15 protein-coding genes are annotated in these 21,837 nt (G+C 35.1%); 6 read left to right on the top strand and 9 right to left on the bottom strand.

Going from position 1 to position 21,837, the window contains the following annotated elements:
- Positions 1 to 8: 8 nt before the first annotated feature.
- The gene (locus H1225_RS06895; protein WP_109847404.1) at positions 9 to 1,007 is read right to left on the bottom strand and encodes a 2-hydroxyacid dehydrogenase; all 999 of its coding nucleotides are present in this window, start codon (positions 1,005 to 1,007) and stop codon (positions 9 to 11) included.
- A 149-nt stretch (positions 1,008 to 1,156) separates the two neighbouring features.
- Between H1225_RS06895 and H1225_RS06890 the strand changes: the two genes are divergently transcribed.
- The 3 genes from H1225_RS06890 to H1225_RS06880 are packed head-to-tail and all read left to right on the top strand — an operon-like array spanning position 1,157 to position 4,339.
- Positions 1,157 to 3,793, top strand: coding sequence for a YdbH family protein (locus tag H1225_RS06890; protein ID WP_161669339.1), 2,637 nt, complete (start codon positions 1,157 to 1,159; stop codon positions 3,791 to 3,793).
- On the top strand, positions 3,790 to 3,996 hold the full coding sequence (locus H1225_RS06885) for a YnbE family lipoprotein (RefSeq protein ID WP_006536650.1): 207 nt from the start codon (positions 3,790 to 3,792) through the stop codon (positions 3,994 to 3,996). The genes H1225_RS06890 and H1225_RS06885 overlap by 4 nt, the downstream gene beginning before the upstream one ends.
- A gap of 10 nt (positions 3,997 to 4,006) precedes the next feature.
- Positions 4,007 to 4,339: a YdbL family probable chaperone protein gene (locus H1225_RS06880; RefSeq protein WP_109400491.1), complete on the top strand. Its 333-nt coding sequence runs from the start codon at positions 4,007 to 4,009 to the stop codon at positions 4,337 to 4,339.
- 78 nt (positions 4,340 to 4,417) lie between these two features.
- Here the strand turns inward: H1225_RS06880 and H1225_RS06875 are convergent, their stop codons facing one another.
- From H1225_RS06875 to H1225_RS06860, 4 genes are all read right to left on the bottom strand, one after another.
- Positions 4,418 to 4,999, bottom strand: coding sequence for a fimbrial protein (locus tag H1225_RS06875; protein ID WP_161671513.1), 582 nt, complete (start codon positions 4,997 to 4,999; stop codon positions 4,418 to 4,420).
- A gap of 39 nt (positions 5,000 to 5,038) precedes the next feature.
- Complete coding sequence (locus tag H1225_RS06870; RefSeq protein ID WP_161723918.1) at positions 5,039 to 7,450, bottom strand: fimbria/pilus outer membrane usher protein; 2,412 nt, start codon at positions 7,448 to 7,450, stop codon at positions 5,039 to 5,041.
- Positions 7,443 to 8,144 carry a fimbrial biogenesis chaperone gene (locus H1225_RS06865; RefSeq protein ID WP_109847407.1) on the bottom strand — a complete coding sequence of 234 codons (702 nt, stop codon included), beginning with the start codon at positions 8,142 to 8,144 and terminating at the stop codon, positions 7,443 to 7,445. Before H1225_RS06865 ends, H1225_RS06870 begins: the two co-directional genes overlap by 8 nt.
- 109 nt (positions 8,145 to 8,253) lie before the next feature.
- The gene (locus H1225_RS06860; RefSeq protein ID WP_161706461.1) at positions 8,254 to 8,832 is read right to left on the bottom strand and encodes a fimbrial protein; all 579 of its coding nucleotides are present in this window, start codon (positions 8,830 to 8,832) and stop codon (positions 8,254 to 8,256) included.
- A gap of 658 nt (positions 8,833 to 9,490) precedes the next feature.
- Here H1225_RS06860 and hrpA point away from each other — a divergent pair.
- Entirely contained in the window at positions 9,491 to 13,387 is a 3,897-nt protein-coding gene (hrpA, locus tag H1225_RS06855) for an ATP-dependent RNA helicase HrpA (RefSeq protein ID WP_239739595.1), read from the top strand.
- A gap of 249 nt (positions 13,388 to 13,636) precedes the next feature.
- Here the strand turns inward: hrpA and H1225_RS06850 are convergent, their stop codons facing one another.
- Together H1225_RS06850 and ydgH are read right to left on the bottom strand one after the other, a co-directional pair.
- Positions 13,637 to 15,031, bottom strand: a complete 1,395-nt coding sequence (locus H1225_RS06850) for a basic amino acid/polyamine antiporter (RefSeq protein ID WP_109847410.1) — start codon at positions 15,029 to 15,031, stop codon at positions 13,637 to 13,639.
- A 263-nt stretch (positions 15,032 to 15,294) separates the two neighbouring features.
- On the bottom strand, positions 15,295 to 16,248 hold the full coding sequence (gene ydgH, locus H1225_RS06845) for a DUF1471 family protein YdgH (RefSeq protein ID WP_006536660.1): 954 nt from the start codon (positions 16,246 to 16,248) through the stop codon (positions 15,295 to 15,297).
- Positions 16,249 to 16,634: 386 nt separating this feature from the next.
- Here ydgH and pntA point away from each other — a divergent pair, with 386 nt between their 5' ends.
- Positions 16,635 to 18,164 carry a Re/Si-specific NAD(P)(+) transhydrogenase subunit alpha gene (pntA, locus tag H1225_RS06840; protein ID WP_161730110.1) on the top strand — a complete coding sequence of 510 codons (1,530 nt, stop codon included), beginning with the start codon at positions 16,635 to 16,637 and terminating at the stop codon, positions 18,162 to 18,164.
- Between the two features lie 11 nt (positions 18,165 to 18,175).
- Positions 18,176 to 19,564, top strand: a complete 1,389-nt coding sequence (gene pntB / locus H1225_RS06835) for a Re/Si-specific NAD(P)(+) transhydrogenase subunit beta (protein WP_006536662.1) — start codon at positions 18,176 to 18,178, stop codon at positions 19,562 to 19,564.
- 78 nt (positions 19,565 to 19,642) lie between these two features.
- Here pntB and uspE read toward each other — a convergent pair whose 3' ends face one another.
- Together uspE and H1225_RS06825 are read right to left on the bottom strand one after the other, a co-directional pair.
- Positions 19,643 to 20,593, bottom strand: a complete 951-nt coding sequence (gene uspE / locus H1225_RS06830; protein WP_072063983.1) for a universal stress protein UspE — start codon at positions 20,591 to 20,593, stop codon at positions 19,643 to 19,645.
- Positions 20,594 to 20,734: 141 nt separating this feature from the next.
- Positions 20,735 to 21,493 carry an FNR family transcription factor gene (locus tag H1225_RS06825; RefSeq protein WP_036936742.1) on the bottom strand — a complete coding sequence of 253 codons (759 nt, stop codon included), beginning with the start codon at positions 21,491 to 21,493 and terminating at the stop codon, positions 20,735 to 20,737.
- Positions 21,494 to 21,837: the final 344 nt, after the last annotated feature.

The raw sequence follows: 21,837 nt of genomic DNA, 5'->3' as shown, positions 1-21,837 counted from the left end.
ACTTAGAACTAAGCTTTGATCTGATTAACGCACTCATTGCCTGAAGCAACTTCTTTAATGTTGTGCAGTGTCGTTTCACTAATACTAATTAAGGCTTCTTCTGTTAAGAAGGCCTGATGTCCCGTAAACAACACGTTATGACAAGAAGAAAGACGACGAAAAATATCATCTTGGATCACGTCATTTGATTTATCTTCAAAGAAAAGATCGCGTTCATTTTCATAAACATCCATTCCCAATGCACCAATTTTGCCTTGTTTCAATGCATTAATTGCAGCTGCAGAGTCAATTAATGCACCACGACTAGTGTTAATAATCATCACACCATCTTTCATTTGTGCAAAAGCTGTTTCATTTAATAGATGATGATTATCTGCGGTTAATGGACAATGTAATGAAATGACATGAGAATTTCTGAAAATTGTCGCTAAATCGACATATTCGGCACCTAAATCCAGTACTGCTTGATTTGGATAAGGATCATAAGCTAGTAATTTCATGCCGAAGCCTTTTAATATGCGTAATGTCGCTAATCCTATTTTACCTGTACCAATAATACCGGCAGTGCGATTATGCATATTAAAGCCAGTTAAGCCTTCTAATGAGAAGTTAGCATCACGAGTACGTTGATAGGCTCTGTGTATACGACGATTAAGTGATAGCATCATGCCAACAGCATGTTCTGCAATAGCTTCTGGCGAGTAAGCAGGGACACGGACAACAGTTATGCCTAATTCAGTGGCAGCTTCTAAGTCAACGTTATTGAATCCTGCACAGCGTAATGCGAGGATACGTATATTAAGGCTAGCAAGTTCTTGTAAAACCGCACGATTCGCATCGTCATTGACGAAAATACAGACAGCATCAGCGCCAACGGCATTTTTTGCGGTTTGTTCTGTTAAATTAAAATCGAAATATTCAATATCATAATGATATCCATTATGTTGATTGACCCATTCCATGTGCTTACGATCATAATGTTTAGTACTATAGGAAACGATTTTCATTCAGTCTTCTCTACTCTCGATTAAATTTTTATTCAGAGACTGGAAAAACAAGAATTATCCAGCCCCAATATGAAAGAAATTAATACTATCATTATAAACAATTTAACGAGGTAATTGGATGATTCAGGTTTGTTTAAAAGGAATATGATGTGTTGTTAAGAAAAACAATCAAATGGACAGGGATGATACTACTAGGCACAGGCCTAATAGGCACTGCTTTATGGGTATCTATTCCTCGTTGGTTGCCAGTTGTTGCCGATTATTACTTACCTGAAGGTGTAACACTTTCTTTATCACAGCCCAAGTTACAGCGTATGGGTGTTTCAGTTGACAATATCGCATTAAAGACAGAAAGCTGCACTTTAGCTAATATTGATAACTTCGCGTTCTCTTATCAAAAAGAGCAGATTGATAAACTTCAATTTAATAGCCAGCAACTTGCCATTGATGAAAAATGTTTTTCAATGATCCCTACAAGTAAGCAAGAAGAAACGGCAACTATTCCTCTTGAAATAAATTCACTACTAACCTCAATACCTCATTTATCTGTCAATATCGACAATGTGCTTTTAAAAGAAAATAGCCGTTACCAAGGTGAGTTACAGCTAAAAACCCAAAATAATGGGCGTTTAATTTCTTACCAAGGGAAAAATGCTCAACTTGCTATTTTTATTAGAGATAATAAGTGGCTTGATATTAAACAACTTAAAGTGAATTTACCTGATGACAATAATATTGAACTTGCTGCTGAAATAGCGCTTCCTCTGGATATTGCGTCATTACCTGAAAAAGGAACCATTAATGCCACGCTATTAGCTTCTCAATATGCTCATCCTTTAGTTTTTATTCTTGAATGGATAGGACAATCGGGCACTATTTCCGTTGCAGAACAAGGCGGTGGTCACGCATTGGCTTTATTACCATGGACAGTCACATCTGAAACTATTGTTATTGAGCAAGGCCGTTGGGAATGGTTTGGATTAGACCAACCTTTGCGAGGCGGTGTAAATATTAATATTGCTCAATGGCAAAAAGGATTGACGGATTTAAGATTAACTGCACGATTAAACGTGATGACAGAAGGTAAAGCGGGGAAAGGAAACTTAGTGATATCGATCCCTGAAACGGCTGTTAATTGGTTAGATGCTAAAATCCCTATTCAAATCACAGGTATTATTAATAAAGAGTTAATGCAAGCTAGTGCACAATTGCCAGTTAAAGTTACTGGTATGTTGACTAATCCTACTATTGAATTTCAATCTGGTTCTTTATTTCGTTTTAAAGGACCCGTCACTGAAACGCTCACTGTCACAGATGCTCGTTTACCTTTAGCTGGAACCACTCTTTCATCAAAAGGTTTTAATGGGCGTTTAAATGCGATAGTTGTTGCCCAAGATAGTATTTGGGGGGATTATCGCATTCATTTTCAAGGTAAAGCCAGTGACTTTTTACCTGATAATGGAACTTGGCAATGGCGCTATTGGGGGGATGGGAATTTACTACCATTAAAAGCGCGTTGGGATATTGCAGGGACAGGTTATTGGGCTGATAAATTAGTGAGTTTTGAAAAACTCAACACAGGTTTTGATGTTTTAAAATATCAACATACCGTAATGACGGCACCACGATTATCTTTGCTGAGCCCATTTCATTGGAACAGAGATGATAAAACCTCGACATTTAATGGAAAGCTAAAGTTAACGAGTCAGCGCATTGATTTTCCTGCTGGTGGTTTTTTAGATAAGACAGATTTTATTGCTACGGTTAATGGTGAATCACCTTTTAATTTTAATGTAAAAGGTGAGCTAAGTGCTAAGCCCAACATAGGACCAATTGCAATTAATACACGTTGGGATGGTGCAAGATTAAGAGGTCAAATGCGTTGGCCGTTACAGCCAATTAATGTTTTTCAATCACTTATCCCCACAGATTTAGGAATTACTCTTGATGAAGGTGAACTCTACACTCAAGCAGATTTTTCTATTGCACCAGAACAAGGACTTGTTGCTGGTGGACATCTTGTTGTTAAACAAGGTGGAATGTGGCTTAAAGATGGAGTTTTAGAAGGGTTAGAATTTATTTTACCTTGGCGTTTAAACGGTGATGAATGGCAACTTGGTGTAAAAGAGCCTGTTCAGTTACGAATAAAGCATGTTAATAATCTTTTTGAAATGACCGATATTACAGCCGATCTTCAAGGTTTTTATCCAGCAACTGAAAGTAAGCCATTAGTCTTATCTAACGTTAATGTAGCAATGTTGGATGGAACACTATCTTTAGCAAAATTAGTAATACCACAACATGATGCAGCGATTATTTCTATTGATAACATTCAATTAAGTCATCTGTTTACTTTATTAAAAGTGACTCAGTTTGCTGCATCAGGTAAAGTTAGTGGTGAATTTCCATTTTTTATTAACAATAATCAATGGATTATTAAAGATGGTTGGCTGGCTAATTCATCTTATTTAACATTAAGACTTGATAAAGATTTTGTTGATTCAATCGATGATAATAACATGTCAGCTGGTGTTGCTATGGCATGGTTGCGTTATCTAGAAATCAGTCGTTCTTGGACTCGAGTGAATTTAAGTAATTTAGGTGAGTTAGTGCTAGAGGCTGAGATTCAAGGAACAAATCCCCTTGAAGATAAGCGTCGTCAGGTTAATTTCAATTATCGGCATGAAGAAAATGTCTTTCAATTATGGCGAAGTTTACGATTTGGTTCACAATTGGAAGAGTGGTTAGAAAAAAGCTTATCAGATTTAGGGAGTGAGTCAGAGTGAAACCATTATTCTTAAAAAATCTATTTTTATTCACGATCATGGCAATGGGAATATCAATTTTAACCGGATGTATTCGACTAGAAGTCGCAACACCTGATAAACCGATAAATATTAATATGAATGTAAAAATCGAACATGAAATTAATGTAAAAATAGATAGACAAGTAGAAGATCTCTTAAAAAATAACAGCGCCATTTTTTAAAGGATAAATGATGAATTATAAAAAATATCTCTTAAGCTTTGGTTTAATGATAGCTTTAACGAGTGTTAATGCCATAGCATTGACGCTTGATGAAGCGAGAGCACAAGGGTTAGTAGGAGAGACCTTTAGTGGCTATATTGAGCTTGTGCAGACAAACAACAAACAAGCTCAACAACTTGTTGATGAGATAAATCAAGCTAGAAAAGCAAAATATGCTGAAATTGCCAAAACCAATCAAATAACACCCGATTCTGTTGCTCGTCTTGCAGGTGAAAAATTAGTCGCAAGAGCTAATGAAGGTGAGTTTGTAAAAGGAATTAATGGGCAGTGGATTAAGAAATAATATCCACTACCCAAGTAGTGCTGTAATAAAAAAATAGACTAAATTATTATCTTATAATTAATATACGTATAATATTTTTTAGTCTTCTTGATAACCTATGTCTATTATTTTATCTGATTCAATAATCTGATCGTTCGCTTCCATATTAAACATGATATGAGTAGTTATACTTCCTGGCATTGGAGGAAGATCATCTTTCTTGACATAATTTAATAAAAAATGAAAATGTACTTCATTATGCTCATCAATAGTTTTGGTGAATTTATTTTTCTGGTTTAAATTGATAGGATTATTTTCATCATCAATCAATTGAAATGTAATATTGTTACTTGCCGTAGGGCCAGTTGCGTGATTTATAAAGTAGCCATTATTAAAGTCAATACTTTTATTATCAATACTTACTGTTATTTCAGTATTATTTTTCGAACAATTTTCAAATGATAGCAGAATAACTTCACTATAGTCTTCATTAGCTAATGTTCCTGCATGAGGTGTTGTAAAATCATCAGAAGTTATATTGCTAAATACAGTAGTATAAGGTATGTAAATATCACAGCTTACTGGAGGTGGTAAACTTCCTCTTCTATTTTCAGATAAAGCAATAAAAGGGAAGTATAGTAATAATAGAGGGGTTAAAACCATTATTTTTATTGATTTCATATAAAACTCTTCAATAAATATGTAAGAATAAATTATTAATTATTGACAGCTAATTTCTTTTTTAATAATTGAGTTATTTTTTATTTCATTTTTTATGTCATAACGGAAGATACATTGTTGTTCTTCTGTATCCCCCCATTTTACTTGTACCCATCCAGTTTCTTTTATTCCCGAGAGGAAAATTCTATTATGATCATAGACAAAATCAGTAGAACTGAGATTATTATTGTTATCAAATACCATTACATTTGCAGCAAACGGAATAGGTGTATTTGAGGTAAACAAAACATTATAGCCCATATTTATAGGGAAATTGACTTTTGATACTGCACCTAATGTAGGAACGATAATTTTACTTTGAGTTTTAGTACTACTAAACTCGGGTAACGAATGTATATTTAATCCAATAATATTTTTACGATATGGAGTGATGTTTGATAATATTAAATTACCATTGTTGTCAGTAGTGGTTTGTGACGAGTTATTAGTTTTAATTCCGGCTATGCCATTAGTATTTACAATAGCAAAAGTGTTGCCTAAATTAGGTGCTAAGGTTATTCCACTTTGATGTATAACTATCGCGCCATTAACTCCTAATCTTAAAAAGGTGTTATTAGGTGAGTTAGTTGTATTAATAGAATAAGATTGGTATTTTCCTCTATATTGAGCATTTACTGAGGTATGATGGTTAACATTTGGGTTGCTAAAATCCCGTTGGTAATTAATAGAGTATCCTAAACGATGATGTTCTAGTAAACTCCCACCTATAGTTGTACTATTTACATAACTTTTATTATTTGAGTGATAATTAAATTGATTGTTTATCCAATGATAAGAATGAGATTTACTTATTAATGGGATATTAAAATTTAAAGAAAAATGATTGTCATTATAACGCCCTTTATTTTCATATTGATATTTTATACTATAATTTACTTTTTTTATAGAAGATGATAGAGAAGTATTTATCATAAAATTATTTTTTCTTTTTGTGAAAGAACTTTGATGGTAACCAAGGGAAAATGTACCAAAATATTTAATGGGTTGAAAAAGAGAAATTGAATATCTGTTTTTTATTTTATCTTTTTGACTTTTTTTATTGCTATTATCATCATCTTTTACTGATTGGTAATGGCTAGAGGATATATTTAAAGAAGTACCAGTATTGCTCCAGCGTTTATGATAGCGTAATTGATATTTTAATAGGTTATTATAGTTAAAATAACTAATGTCGCTCGCTAATCCTCCCCAAGGACCTAAATCCAATGATAATCCTGAAAAGAAGGTATTGTGATTAAGCATTTTTCTGATTGCACCATAAGCTGTTATTTTTTGATTAATGCCATAAGAGAATTCACTCAGTAAAAAAATAGGCTTTTCATTTGAATTGTTATGCTGATTGTATCTATCATAAGAATATCCAGAAATAAAATTATATTGATAACGACCTTTTTTTAATTGATTTGGCATTGTAGTAAAGTAATGCGTACTTTTTCTTGTACGCCCATCAGCCTCTTTTATTTCTAATACTAATTCATTGCTACCTATAACAGGTAAATCATTTAAAACAAAAGGACCTGGAGGAACAATAGTTTCATAAATTGTTTTTCCTTGCTGTTTCACTTTAATTTCAGCATGAGATTCTGCTATTTCTTCTATGATAGGGCTGTTCATATAAAGGTCATTGCCAGAGAGCAAATTACTTGATATGAGTTGGAATCCAATCAATTTATCTGTCGATAACATTCTACTTGTTGGCCGAAACTCACCCATATTCAGAGTTGCTAACATCGTATTTAATTGGCGATAAGCATATAGTGAGTATAATTTGAACTGCTGTTGTTTATCAGTGTAATGATAATAACTTTGACTGCGTACCCGCCAAGCACCTAAATTAACACCTGAATTAAAATTGATTTTGTGATCTGTTTTATTTTGGTTGTTATATTTACCAAAATAGGAATATGAGCTAAATAAAGCAGGGACACCATCATCCCACAAAACTTGATCTGATATTCTATTTTTTTTACTTCCTAATGCTTTTTGTGGAATAGTTAAATATAATGATTGTGTTGAAAAGTTATATTTAAAATCAATATTATAATCGCTTAATAAGAAATCAGAATTTAAATCTAAAGGAATTTTATAAAAAGATGGTTCGATATTCAAACGAATTAAATTATCAACATTAATCCTTGGTGTTAATATTTTATCTTTATTTTCATAATATAAAAGAATAGTTTCTTTTTTCTGGTTGTTGATATAGAAATTCGTTGAGTAATAGCCCTCAGGATGCTCATTAATTAATAAGCTATCGATGATTTTATTGTCAATGTTGGATAACACTTTTTTGTATAAAGGGTGAATATTACTGTGAGCAACAGAAAAAAAAGGGTATACATTTAATACTAATAGTAAAGATGTTTTTAGTTTAAAGTTTATCTTACTCATAAGTAAGTTCCTTTGGTGTACCAGTAATGGTCTCGCCATACTTATTTGTTTTTTTCCAATACACTTTTTTATCTTTTATATTTTTAGTTATATTTTTATTTTTTATTTTATAATATTTAAATGGCGATATGGTTATTATTTTATCCAATATATTAATATTGTTTATGGTTGTTTCTTTTATTGTAATAAAGTAGGGAGTAGGGTTGTTTATTCTAATAGAATCATCATCATTAATAAAAAATTCAATATCTTTGTTATTATCTTTATTTATAATATTTTTCGGTGTGTAGAAAAGATTATATATTGAATTTAAAGAGATAAGAAGAATGTTTTTATCAATCATTTCATTATCTATAACTGGAACTAATTTTATATTTACTCTATACACAGACTCTTGATTAATTTCTTTTATATCACCCATTTTTATGATTTTTAATGTGAATTTTTCATTTGGTGCTAATTTTATTAAACTAGGGGAGATGATAAATGGTGTCTCAGCACTATTTTCTTTTTTATAGTGTGATACCCAGCTATGAACAATATATGTATTTTGTTCATTTTTGTTTTTTATATCAAATAGAATTTCTTTATCTTGTTCTTTATAAAAAAATTCATCCTGACTTATTTGAATAGAAGCATAAGATGAGAATGTAAGAAAAAATGATATTATATATATGATATGTTTTTTTAGCATAAGGTTTTAATCAACTTTCAGATAAAATAATTAATTACATTAATCTAAGAATAAAAAGCCGGCATTCCGGCTTTTTATTTAGTTAAAGTTCAAAGAGAAATAATGCTTATTACAAGTCGCCATTATCTATGACTTCTTCAATTTCTTCAGCGATATTATCATTGATGTAAGCATCAAAAGTTAAACTAGAGGTGAACAAACCGGCTTTAATTTCCCCGTCATCTGGTGCCTTATAATTTGCTTTTAATATAAATTCAGCATCACCACCAATAATATCCTTTTTTAAAGTAAGATTATCGTCTTGATTTAATAAAATTTGACGATTATCTTCATCAAACAACTGAATGGAGACATTGGTTTTATCTTCCCCTTGATGGGTATTTTTTAATATAGGATCGTCTTGTCGTTGAAGTTTAATAGAGATTTCTTTAGATCCATTAGGAACATCGCAACTAGAAAAATTTATCTTAAATTCTTTTGCCTCAGAGTGCTCAATTTCATCAGCGTAAATATTATTTAATACAACTGGCTCTATATTATCTAGGGTGCAAGTTGGAGCCTTTTTAATTACATTACCTCGGATAGATATCTCATTATTAGCATGAATAAGATAACTATCTTCTGCAATAGCTTGATTTGACAAAGAAAGAGTAGACAGAATTAACAGTGAAAATAATGATTTTTTCATTTTAAAGTCCATTTAAATATTAAAATTAGTTACAAGTTTGCTCATAATTAAGAGCGAGATAATAATATTTATTTACGTGAAGTTTGGCAAGTTATATGTAATTATAATTTATATTGTTTTATTAAATAATTAGTAAGGAATACTTTCTATGATAGGTAAATTAGATTTAAATTTCGAAGCATGGGTAAGGCGTGAAGGATTTATCTGTTGAGTTTTTTTTAAAAAAAAAGTAGAGGTGTTTTTTTTATAATTATATTTATAAATAAATAGCACTTCGATTAAAAAATACTAATAAATATAGTCTTATTTTATCATTGTTTATTTATTAATTATTAAATGAATTTATCTTTATTCTTAATTATGTGACGGTTGTGTATATTTTCGCCGATAACAGTACCTTCGATTAAAATAAATTGTACATTATTAATATCAATAAATGATAAAAATAGAGTTAGGAAAGGAACAATCAGATCAGAAGGTTGTTCTTTATAAAAACTGCCATGGTTGGTTAATCGTTCAAATATGCTATTCAAGTTTATTGATTATATACATTTATGTAATATGAAAATTCATCAACTCTTTATGTGCAAATTGGCTGTTGTGATATCATAACTACAATATTATTTGGTTAAATAAACCTCAAAAAGGATAGCAAAAGGTGGCATTATCATCTGCGGTGCTCTACAAAGAAATAGAGCAACTTTCGTTGCGGGATCAGCAACGATTAAAAAAACGTCTACGTGGCGTCGCTAAAATTAATAATGAAGAGTCTAAACAAGCGGTATTAAGTGCAATTAAAGACGATATTACTACAGCACAACAGATGATAATTCACCGTCGTGCTAATTGTCCTGAAATTACTTACCCAGAAAATCTTCCTGTTAGTCAAAAGAAAGGCGCTATTTATAATGCAATAAGAGATAACCAAGTCGTTATTATTGCAGGGGAAACAGGCTCAGGTAAAACAACACAAATCCCTAAAATTTGTCTTGAGTTAGGACGAGGGATCAAGGGTTTTATTGGACATACTCAGCCTCGTCGTTTAGCTGCACGTTCAGTGGCTGAACGTATTGCTCATGAATTAAAAAGCACGCTAGGAGGAGCTGTCGGTTATAAGGTTCGTTTTAGTGATCATGTCGGTGATAATACCCTCGTTAAGCTTATGACAGATGGTATTTTATTAGCTGAATTGCAACAAGATAAACTATTACTACAATATGACACTATCATTATTGATGAAGCCCATGAGCGTAGTTTAAATATTGACTTTATTCTTGGCTATTTAAAACAGCTATTACCTAAACGTCCTGATTTAAAAGTCATTATTACGTCAGCAACCATTGATCCTGAGCGCTTTTCTAAACACTTTAGTCAAGCTCCAATTATTGAAGTTTCTGGTAGAACTTATCCTGTTGAAGTGAGATATCGCCCAATTGGTGGCGATGAACTGGATAGCGATAAGGATATGACAGATGGGATTATTGATGCTATTGATGAATTAAGCAGAGAAAGTGCGGGTGATATTCTTATTTTTATGAGCGGTGAGCGAGAAATTCGCGATACTGCTGATGCTCTGAATAAACTACAACTTCGTCATACTGAAATATTGCCTTTATTTGCTCGTTTATCTAATAGTGAACAAAATCGAATTTTTCATCCTCATAGTGGTAGGCGTATTATTTTAGCAACTAATGTTGCTGAAACTTCATTAACTGTACCGGGTATTAAATACGTTATTGATACCGGTTTTGCACGTATTAGTCGCTATAGTTATCGTACTAAAGTACAACGACTGCCAATAGAGCCTATTTCACAAGCGTCAGCAAATCAAAGAAAAGGGCGTTGTGGACGTGTTTCTGATGGTATTTGTATTCGCCTTTATTCAGAAGATGATTTTATTTCTCGTTCTGAATTTACTGATCCTGAAATATTAAGAACCAACCTTGCATCTGTTATTTTGCAAATGACGTCGATAGGGTTAGGAGATATTAGTGCTTTTCCATTTGTACAGCCACCTGATAAACGTAATATTCAAGATGGTGTTCGTTTATTAGAAGAGCTAGGTGCATTACAAGAGGGAACAGATAATAAAGGTGCTTATCGTTTAACCCCTATGGGAAAACAACTTGCACAACTTCCTATTGATCCTCGTTTAGCAAGAATGGTACTTGAAGCGCGTAAATATGGTGCTGTTAAAGAATTGATGGTCATTACTTCCGCACTTTCAATTCAAGATCCTCGTGAAAGACCGATGGATAAACAACAAGCTTCTGATGAGAAACATCGGCGATTCCAGGATAAAGATTCTGATTTCTTGTCTTTTTTAAACATGTGGGATTATTTAAAAATTCAACAAAAAGAGTTGAGTCATTCTCAGTTTAGAAAACTGTGTCGCCAAGAGTTTTTAAATTTTATGCGTGTTCGAGAGTGGCAAGACGTTTATACGCAATTACGACAAGTTGTGAAAGAATTAGGTTTTCCTGTCAATAGTGAGCCAGCTGATTTTAGAAGTGTTCATGTTGCACTCCTAAGCGGTTTATTATCGCATATTGGACAAAAAGATGCGGATAAACAAGAGTTCACGGGTGCAAGAAATGCGCGTTTTTCGATTTATCCAGGCTCAGGTCTATTCAAAAAACCACCTAAATGGACAATGGTGGCGGAGCTCGTTGAAACATCTCGTTTATGGGGGAGAATTGCAGCTCGGATTGAACCTGAGTGGATTGAACCTATTGCTGAACATTTGGTGAAACATCAGTATAGCGAACCTCATTGGTCAAAAGCGCAAGGCGCTGTAATGGCAAACGAAAAAGTGACCTTGTATGGTTTACCAATTGTTGCTTCTCGACTTATCAATTACAGCCAAATTGATCCGCTCTTATGTCGTGAGCTCTTTATCCGACATGCGTTAGTGGAGGGAGATTGGCAGACTCGTCATGCATTTTTCCGTGACAATTTAAAATTACGAACAGAAGTTGAAGAGTTAGAGCATAAATCTCGTCGTCGAGATATTCTTGTTGATGATGAAACAATGTTTACTTTTTACGATCAACGAATACCTCAGGATGTTGTTTCGTCTCGACATTTTGATAAATGGTGGAAAGAGGCTCAAAGAGCATCACCTGATCTGCTTAACTTTGAAAAAAGTATGCTTATTAAAGATGATGCTAAACGTGTTAGCGCATTAGATTATCCAAATTATTGGCATCAAGATAATCTAAAATTACGTTTAACCTATCAATTTGAGCCGGGTACTGCGGCTGATGGTGTCACTGTTCATATACCATTACCTATTTTAAATCAGGTAAAAGACGAAGGCTTTGATTGGCAAATTCCAGGTATTCGTCATGAATTGATTGTGGCCTTGATTAAGTCATTACCAAAACCTATCCGTCGTAATTTTGTACCAGCACCTAACTATGCTTCTGCTTTTTTAGAACGAGTACCCCAAGTTGAAGGTAATTTACTCGATAGACTTGAAAAAGAATTACGTCGTATGACGGGAGTGTCGGTTGATAGAGAGAGTTGGCAACTTGACCAAGTTGCTGATCACTTAAAAATGACATTCCGTGTTGTTGGTGATAAAAATAAAACGCTGGCAGAAAGTAAAGATCTCAATAAATTAAAAGAGAATTTAAAGGAAAAAGTGCAAGAAACATTATCAGCAGTAGCTGATGATGGTATTGAACAACATGATTTACATATTTGGAGTTTTGGTGATTTACCTCAGCGTTATGAGCAGAAACGAGGTGGTTATTCAGTGAAGGCTTATCCTGCACTGGTTGATGAAAAAAACAGTGTAAGCATTAAGCTTTTTGAAACAGAATCTGAACAACAATTTTCGATGTGGGAAGGGGTAAGGCGATTACTATTATTAAATATTCCATCACCGATAAAATATCTACATGAGAAATTACCGAATAAAGCAAAACTTGGTCTTTACTTTAACCCTTATGGCAAAGTATTAGAGCTAATTGATGATTGTATTGCTTGTGGCGTTGATAAATTAATGGCGTCTTATGGTGGTTTAATTTGGCAAGAAGGTGAATATCAAAAACTGCAAGAATATGTCAGATCTGAATTAAATGATGCGGTGGTTGAAATAGCAAAACAAGTTGAAGCGATTTTAACTCAAGTGTTTGCTATCAATAAACGTTTAAAAGGGCGGGTGGATATTAGCGTTGCTTTTGCATTATCTGATATTAAAGCTCAACTTGGTCAATTAGTTTTTCCTGGTTTTGTTACCTCGCATGGATGGAAACGTCTGGCGGATATTCCTCGTTATTTGAGTGCAATTGAAAAACGAATGGAAAAATTGGCCATTGATCCTAACCGTGATCGCGCTCAAATGAGTCGAGTTGAAAATGTTATTCAACAATGGCAACAGTGGTTAGGTAAGTTATCAGAGAAACAAAAACAGCAAGAAGAAGTGCAAAATATTCGTTGGATGATAGAGGAACTTAGAGTAAGTCTGTTTGCTCAGCAGATAGGTACACCATATCCAATATCAGATAAACGTATATTGCAGGCAATGGAACAAATGAGTTTTAACTAATTTAATAGTGAGATGTTTTTAGGCCCACGGGAACTTATACTTCCTGTGGGTTTTTTATTATCTAGCTTATTAATAATTACCTACTAATTAGTTACAACATACTATATATTCCATACTTTTTAAGTACCTAACCAACTGTATTAAAAATAACAGCTTAGCAGAAAAAATTTGATTTAGGTGGGATCTTGGGAAGTAAAGAATGATAAGAGTAGGAGAGGTACTGTTTCTCTAGTACCTCTCAGATTGTTTTTAGTAAATAATTAAGTAACCTAATGCCGGAATTGCGCCAAATAAGACAAGAGCTAACAGGATCTTTTCACTCAATAATAGCGGATTTTTGTCTTTATATTGTTTTCGTGTGTATAGAAATATCAGAATACCTGGTGCATACAAAACGACAGAGAGCAATAAATTAATAACACCTGATGCATAAAGTAGCCATAAACCATATAAACTTGCAGGTATAGCTATTAATAATAAAGCACGACTGCTGCGTGCGATTGCGACTTTAAATAAAAATGCACCGACAAGAAAGTAAGGGACAAGGATCATCTCTGATGCAATAGTCAGTAATGTATTGTAGTTACTTCCTGTCAACCAAATTAAAACTAAAGAGAATTGGACAGCACAATTGGTAAACCATAATGAAGATGAAGGAGCATCATTTTTATTCTGTTTTCCTAATTGTTTAGGGAATGAGTGATGCAAAGCAGCAATATATGGCACTTCTGCCGCCATGATAGTCCAGCTTAAATAAGCACCACATACAGAGAGAATAAGACCTGCTGCGATAATTATCTCGCCTATGCTACCAATAAGCTGAACCAGTAACGGCGCCATTGATGGGTTTTTCATCGTTGCTAATTCTGCTTGGCTAACTAAACCTTGCGATAATAAAGTGACAAGAATATAGATAATTAATGCGATAACAACGGCAAGTACTGTTGCTAAGCCAACATCACGACGATTTTTGGCTCTTGCGGAGACTACGACTGCACCTTCAATACCAATAAATACCCACAGTGTAATCAGCATGGTATTTTTGACTTGGTCCCAAACGGGGACACCCATATTTACACCTTTAAAATCAAGAGTAAATATATCCATATTGAAAGCCAATAGAGCAACAATAATAAATAATCCTAAAGGAAGGAGTTTTGCCATTGTCGCCATTAAATTAATGCTGGCTGCAGTTTGAACACCACGTAAAACAAGAAAATGGACAACCCAAAGTAAAATTGATTCTCCAATTAATGCCTGCCATGTATTCCCATCACCAAAAATAACGTTCTCTGGTGTATCTGTAAAAAAACTAAAGGCAGCAAAGACAATAACAAGATAAGAAACATTAGCGACAACTGCACAGACCCAATAACCCCATGCAGAACAAAAACCAATAAACTCACCAAATCCTTCTTTAGCGTAAGTGAAAATACCACCATCAAGATCGGGTCTAAGGCGAGAGAGAAGCAATAAAGACGTGGCAAGAAAGAGGATCCCAACACCCGTTATTACCCAGCCAATAATCAATGCAGCAGGGCTAGCAACTTCAGCCATATTTTGAGGCAAACTGAATACACCTGCACCAACCATTGAGCTTAATACTAACGCGGTGAGTGATATTAAGCCAAGTTTCTTATTCAAGGATAATTACCTACGTGATTAAAATTGTAAATAAATAGCGTATTTTCTTGTTTTTCGGTCAATAAATAGAATAAATATGAATATCTCAAATTTAAATAAAGATAAAAACACTAAAAAACAGCGAGATTTTACGGAGAGTTAACTTGGTTGTCTATGCATTAAATCATAAAAATTATGCACTTTTACAAAATGTAGTTTGTTTGATTATATTTTGAGTAAAAAAAACCTTGCATAAGCAAGGTTTTTTTAATTAGGGCATTTTATTACTTAAATAGGTCAGCAGTAATAGTGACTGTACCACCATCACTTTGCCATTCATTTGTAATATGGTAATACTTGGCACCTTTTGCGGCAGCACGTTTAGCAACCTGATAAGAAATTTCTGGTGAGTTTACAAAGTATCCGCTAAAGGTAATGGTATCAAAAGGATCCATTAACGCAGCGGCAGCTTTATTGACTTCTTGGATTTCAGTGCCATCAGGTAATGTTACAGTGTAACGACCACTTGCACCCGAAGTTTGTGTCTCAGCAAATGTACCTACGCTTCTATCAAAATCAGTGTTTGATGCAAGACCTGGCTTCTCAACTTTATTGGCAGCAGCTCCGCCTTCTGCAATAAGAGCGCGACCAGCATCAGAATCATAGGGAACAACCGCTTCTGGTGCTTGAATAGCGCGTTTAGGTGCATCTTTTTTGTAGATATAAGCGGTAACTTCTTGGTTGCCACCATCATTTGTCGATACATTACGTACAATAAAGAATGATGCAGCACCTTTTTTAGCAGCCGCTTTTGCAATTGCATCGTTAATATCAGGTGTTGTTGGGAAATAACCACGGATAGAAACAGTATCAAAGGGTTGTAACAGAATTGCTTCAGGTTTTGGTAATTCAGTTACGCCATGAAAAACACGATAGCTTTCTTCTTCTGCTTTTGGTGCATCTTTATGGTATAGATCAGCAGTAACACTCATGTTGCCACTATCACTGATATCATCTAGACCTTGAATATAGAAACCATCAGCACCGACTTTATCCGCACGACGAGAGACCGCGTCAGCGGCTTCATAAATAGCGTTAAAACGACCGATAACTGTAATTCTCTCAAATGGTTTTAGTTCTGCAGCTTGTTCGGGTGTTAATTCCTGAGCAGCCTGCGCAACAGTGATATTAGTTAAAGACAACATCGCTGCTGCGATGACTGAGGTTTTCAGCTTCATACAAAATCCTTCCGCCTTGCGCAATTAATATTGGTCATGTGCTGAACGTAGTGGTTTATCACATAGAGATTAATTATTACATGTAATAATAGCATTTGTCGCATTATTTTATTTAGTGAATCACCAAAGAGTCAAATGACCAGTATATGTTACCAGATATTTACCTGAATATAGTGAATAATTCATAAATATGCCTTTTCGACTAAAATGATCCAATTAAGTTCAATTTTAGCTTTACACAGATATAGATTATTGGTTTTATTTTCAGTAGGTTATTAGAGCTCCGATTAATGGCATGCATATTATTATTTTTAACATTTTTTTTGCATGAATGTGAAGTTAATGGAGAAATTTTAACAGATCTCTATGGATAAGAAGGGAAAATTATGCGAATTGGTATACCCAAAGAGCGACTTTCTAATGAAACAAGGGTTGCGGCAACACCTGCCACAGTAACTCAACTCATAAAATTAGGATTTACAGTCGCAATTGAAAATGGTGCTGGTATTGCTTCAAGTTTTGAAAATAACGCTTATCAGGAAGCTGGCGCTGAGATCCTCGACCTTCAAAATGTTTGGCAATCAGACATTATTTTAAAGGTAAATGCACCACTGGATAATGAAATTGAGTTACTACAAGATGGCGCGACATTGGTGAGCTTTATTTGGCCAGCTCAAAATGCGACATTGCTTGAAAAGTTGGCTAAAAAGAATATTAACGTTATGGCAATGGATAGTGTGCCACGTATTTCTCGTGCACAATCTCTCGATGCGTTAAGTTCTATGGCAAACATTGCAGGTTACCGTGCTGTTGTAGAAGCTGCACATGAATTCGGAAGATTCTTTACCGGACAAATTACTGCTGCTGGTAAAGTACCACCAGCTAAAGTGATGGTCATTGGTGCGGGTGTTGCTGGTCTTGCTGCTATCGGTGCCGCAGGTAGTCTTGGTGCTATTGTTCGTGCTTTTGATACTCGCCCTGAAGTTAAAGAGCAAGTTCAAAGTATGGGTGCTGAATTCCTTGAACTTGATTTTAAAGAAGAAGCGGGCAGTGGTGATGGTTATGCTAAAGTAATGTCAAAAGCATTTATTGATGCTGAAATGGCATTATTTGCAGAACAAGCAAAAGATGTTGATATCATCATTACAACCGCATTAATTCCAGGAAAACCCGCCCCTCGTTTAATTACGAAAGAGATGGTTGATTCAATGAAGCCGGGAAGTGTTGTCGTCGACCTTGCGGCTCAAAATGGTGGTAACTGTGAATATACCGTTCCTAATGAAATCTTTACGACAGAACACGGCGTAAAAATCATTGGTTACACTGACTTAGCCGCTCGTTTGCCTGCACAGTCATCTCAACTCTATGGCACTAACTTAGTTAACCTATTGAAATTATTGTGTAAAGAAAAAGACGGCAATATCAATATTGACTTTGATGATGTTGTTATTAGAGGTGTGACTGTTATTCGTGCTGGTGAAGTAACATGGCCAGCGCCACCTATTCAAGTTTCTGCACAACCTAAAGCCACTCCTGCTACAAAACCACAAGAGAAACCCGTTGCTAAACCTGTTTCATCTTGGAAAAAATACAGTTTATTAGCGGTAGCCTTCTTATTATTTGCATGGCTTGCAAATGTTGCACCGAAAGAGTTTTTATCTCACTTTACTGTATTCGCACTTTCTTGTGTTGTAGGTTATTACGTTGTTTGGAATGTAAGTCATTCATTGCATACGCCATTAATGTCAGTGACAAACGCAATCTCAGGCATTATCGTTGTTGGGGCTTTGCTCCAAATTGGTAGTGGTGGCTGGGTTAGCCTATTTTCGTTTATTGCAATATTGATTGCGAGTATTAATATTTTTGGTGGATTTACTGTTACTCAACGTATGTTGAAAATGTTCCGTAAAGGATAAGGGAGACAATTATGTCCAGCGGCGTTGTTACAGCGGCATATATTGTCGCCGCGATATTATTTATTTTCAGCCTTGCCGGCTTATCAAAACATGAAACCTCTAAACAAGGTAACTATTTTGGTATCGCAGGGATGGCAATTGCATTGTTCGCAACCATTTTCGGTCCTTATGCTGGTAATGTGGGTTGGATCATTATTGCAATGGTAATCGGTGCCGTTATTGGTATTCGTTTAGCTAAAAAAGTCGAAATGACTCAAATGCCAGAATTGGTCGCAATCTTACATAGCTTTGTAGGTTTAGCGGCGGTTTTAGTGGGTTTTAACAGTTATCTTGACCACAATACGGCAATGGATCCTGTCATGGTGAATATTCACCTAACAGAAGTTTTTTTAGGGATCTTCATTGGTGCGGTTACATTTACTGGTTCAATTGTCGCTTATGGTAAATTAAGCGGGAAAATGTCATCTAAACCGATGATGTTACCTAATCGTCATAAATTAAACCTTGCAGCTTTGGTTGTTTCTTTTTTATTGATGATTTGGTTTGTTAAAACTGACAGTGTTGGCTTACAAGTTTTCTTAATCATCATAATGACTGTGATTGCCTTGGCTTTTGGTTGGCATTTAGTTGCATCGATTGGTGGTGCAGATATGCCAGTGGTTGTCTCGATGCTGAACTCTTATTCAGGATGGGCAGCAGCGGCAGCAGGCTTTATGTTGAGCAATGACTTGTTAATTGTAACAGGTGCATTAGTGGGTTCTTCAGGTGCTATCCTTTCTTATATTATGTGTAAGGCGATGAATCGTTCTTTTATTAGCGTAATAGCAGGTGGATTTGGTACTGATGGCTCAGCTTCAACAGAAGACGGTGAAATGGGTGAGTATCGCGAAACAACCGCTGAAGAAGTGGCTGATATGCTGAAAAATTCAACCTCAGTTATTATTACCCCAGGTTATGGAATGGCGGTTGCTCAAGCACAATATCCTGTGCATGATATTACGGAGAAATTACGTCAACGTGGTGTGAAAGTGCGTTTTGGTATTCACCCAGTAGCAGGGCGTTTACCAGGTCATATGAATGTGTTGTTAGCAGAAGCTAAAGTGCCTTATGATGTTGTATTAGAAATGGATGAAATCAATGATGATTTCTCCGACACTGATACGGTTTTGGTGATTGGCGCTAATGATACAGTAAACCCAGCAGCACAAGATGATCCAAATAGCCCAATTGCAGGTATGCCAGTATTAGAAGTGTGGAAAGCGCAGAATGTTATTGTGTTTAAACGCTCAATGAATACAGGTTATGCAGGTGTTCAAAATCCACTATTCTTTAAAGAGAATACACAAATGTTGTTTGGCGATGCTAAAGCCAGCGTGGATGCAATTTTAAAAGCGCTGTAGCTGTAATAGATACAGATAGCGAATAGCAAAAAGCCAGTCAAAATTTGACTGGCTTTTTTAGTATACAGAGTAATAAGTTTAATCGTGATCACTATCAACAGTAATAGGGCAGGTAAAACCATCAGGTTTAATGGCCAATAAATCACATTTGATATGGTCTATTAGTTGTTCTGCGGTATTCCCTAAGAAGGCTGCTGAAAGTCCCGTTCTTCCTAAAATACCTAAAACAACAATACCCGCATTTAACTCTTCACAAACTTGAGGAATAACTTGTTCTGGTAATCCTTCTTTTACATGTGTCTTTTCTTCAGGGATGCCGAATTTCTGACGAAGTTCTTTCATCGCAATAAGATGCTGACCACGAAGTGCATTGTTATAAAGATTAGGATCAAAATCAGGTAACTCAATCGCTATATTGATAGGTGCAACAGGGTAAGCGCTGAGTAGATGAACATCAGGATCTTTTTGTATGCGATGAGACAAATCAGTTGTCAATTCAATCAGTTTTAAGTTAAGTGCATCATGATACGATTCTTCATTTGATAAATTGGCTGCCACGACAATTGTGCCATATTCAGGCCACTCTTTATCTTTGACCATCCAAACAGGGCAAGGGCATTTTCTAAGCAGTTGCCAGTCAAGGGGGGTAAAAATAAGCGAGCCTAATTTGTCATGTTGGTGAGCCATTTTAATTAGCAAGTCATGTTGATGTGCAACGACTTCTTCAATAATTGCCTCATAAGGGCGATTATGCCAAATGACTTTTATATCAATCTCTATACCAGCTTCAAGGTAATAGCGTGCTTGTTGTTTGATCCAAGCTGCCTTTTGGCTGATAACACCTTTACGCATTGCATTACGTTCATCGGGAGATAAAAGGGTTGTCATGTCATAAGAGAGATCATAAACAGGTAGAAAAGCTTTTATCCGCCCACCATTACGCTGAACGATATAGACAGCACGGCGAAGTGCTGGTTGGTCATCTTGGTTAGGATCAATGACAACGAGAAGGTTTTGATATTTTTCCATTGTAATATCCTCTTTAGGGCTGGATTTATCCATCTACAATTTAAAGATAACCCAAGAAGATAAAATGCAATAGCACAAAATAGAAAACGGGGCACAAATTTGTGTGCCCCGTTATAAAATTAGCGAGTGAAATGTAACAGATTAAACTTCAGCTGACGAAGGAAGTTTACCAGCTAGTTCACTTAATAACGTACTATCTTCAATAGTAATGTATTTGCCTTTAACGCTTAACATGCCACTTTTCTGGAAGCGACCAAGTAAGCGACTAATCGTTTCTACGGTTAAACCTAAGTAATTACCGATATCACCACGAGTCATGGTTAAGCGGAATTCACGAGGCGAAAAACCACGCTGTGCGAAACGACGAGAGAGGTTATAAATAAAAGCAGCCAGACGTTCTTCTGCATTCTTTTTCGATAACAGTAAGATCATTTCTTGGTCGCCTTTGATTTCACCACTCATTAGGCGCATCATTTGTTGACGTAAGTTAGGCATTTTGCCTGACAGGTCATCCAACGTTTCGAAAGGAATTTCACAAACCATAGAGGTTTCTAAAGCTTGTGCGAAACTTGGGTGTTCAGTATTAATAATGGCGTCAAAACCAACCAAATCACCAGCAAGATGAAATCCTGTTATTTGCTCGTCGCCTTCTTCCGTAATGGTATAACTTTTAATTGTACCGGAACGTATGGCATAAAGTGATTTCAGCTCATCACCTGCTTTAAACAAGGTTTGACCTTTTTGGATGGGCTTTTTACGCTCGATAATATTATCGAGTTGATCAAGCTCATGCTCGTTTAAAGTAAACGGGATGCAGAGCTGGCTAATACTGCAATCCTGACAATGGATTGCACAACCGCCAGATTGGATTCGGCGAACGACGCGTTTTTCTGGGATCATAAGCTTGCTCATTACAAATAAAAATATTGATATGCGTCAATTTTAACACATATTGAAGTAATTAGTAAGGGAAATAACGGTACGTGTGGAAATAATTCTGAATGTAACAAAACATGTATCTTGATAAAAACAATGTTTTGCTTAAAGGTTTATTTAGAACAATTTGCGCTAACCCTATACTCAATTGGTATATTATTCGATTTTCTGACGAAGTCATAGTGCTATTACTAAATTATCCGTGTCAAAAGCCAAAAATGAAGGGGTGCTTCAATATTTTCTATCTTTATATTGACATTTTATTTACGGCTTTATCTTATCTTTGTATTTTTTATGTATAACTCGTT

The organism is Proteus penneri, assembly GCF_022369495.1.
GTDB lineage: Bacteria > Pseudomonadota > Gammaproteobacteria > Enterobacterales > Enterobacteriaceae > Proteus > Proteus penneri.
Note: the sequence above shows the minus strand (reverse complement) of the source record. Positions and strands in the feature narration are given on the sequence as shown.

Excerpts from the sequence above, each read along its gene's own strand:
- H1225_RS06875 (WP_161671513.1), bottom strand. The coding sequence starts at position 4,999 with ATGAAATCAATAAAAATAATGGTTTTAACCCCTCTATTATTACTATAC.
- ydgH (WP_006536660.1), bottom strand. The coding sequence starts at position 16,248 with ATGAAGCTGAAAACCTCAGTCATCGCAGCAGCGATGTTGTCTTTAACT.
- H1225_RS06895 (WP_109847404.1), bottom strand. The coding sequence starts at position 1,007 with ATGAAAATCGTTTCCTATAGTACTAAACATTATGATCGTAAGCACATG.
- pntA (WP_161730110.1), top strand. The coding sequence starts at position 16,635 with ATGCGAATTGGTATACCCAAAGAGCGACTTTCTAATGAAACAAGGGTT.
- H1225_RS06880 (WP_109400491.1), top strand. The coding sequence starts at position 4,007 with ATGAATTATAAAAAATATCTCTTAAGCTTTGGTTTAATGATAGCTTTA.
- pntB (WP_006536662.1), top strand. The coding sequence starts at position 18,176 with ATGTCCAGCGGCGTTGTTACAGCGGCATATATTGTCGCCGCGATATTA.
- H1225_RS06870 (WP_161723918.1), bottom strand. The coding sequence starts at position 7,450 with ATGAGTAAGATAAACTTTAAACTAAAAACATCTTTACTATTAGTATTA.
- H1225_RS06860 (WP_161706461.1), bottom strand. The coding sequence starts at position 8,832 with ATGAAAAAATCATTATTTTCACTGTTAATTCTGTCTACTCTTTCTTTG.
- uspE (WP_072063983.1), bottom strand. The coding sequence starts at position 20,593 with ATGGAAAAATATCAAAACCTTCTCGTTGTCATTGATCCTAACCAAGAT.
- H1225_RS06865 (WP_109847407.1), bottom strand. The coding sequence starts at position 8,144 with ATGCTAAAAAAACATATCATATATATAATATCATTTTTTCTTACATTC.
- H1225_RS06825 (WP_036936742.1), bottom strand. The coding sequence starts at position 21,493 with ATGATCCCAGAAAAACGCGTCGTTCGCCGAATCCAATCTGGCGGTTGT.